The organism is Psychromonas aquatilis (genome assembly GCF_038155185.1).
GTDB classification, from domain to species: Bacteria; Pseudomonadota; Gammaproteobacteria; order Enterobacterales; family Psychromonadaceae; genus Psychromonas; species Psychromonas aquatilis.
Window position 1 is genome coordinate 1 of record NZ_JBAKAZ010000381.1, and the last position, 215, is coordinate 215.

At 40.9% G+C, this 215-nt stretch carries 1 protein-coding gene; it reads left to right on the forward strand.

The genetic code is table 11. The annotated features are described in order from the left end of the window. Positions 1-16 precede the first annotated feature (16 nt). Positions 17-215: ATP-binding cassette domain-containing protein (locus V6256_RS15890; RefSeq protein WP_341599175.1), on the forward strand; the 199-nt coding region annotated here is incomplete at its 3' end.

Below are 215 nucleotides of genomic sequence, written 5' to 3' on the forward strand. Positions count from 1 at the left end.
TATTGGAATATTGAATGTGAATGAGGCCACACCGCTTTTGCAACTGTATGGTGGGAGTAAAACATTTGCTGACTACACGGTTTTAGACGATTTAGACCTGACCATTTATGATGGTGAATTCCTGTCTTTATTAGGTCCTTCTGGTTGTGGTAAAACCACGGACTTACGTATTATTGCTGGTTTTGAGCAAGAAGACCAAGGGCAAGTATTACTGG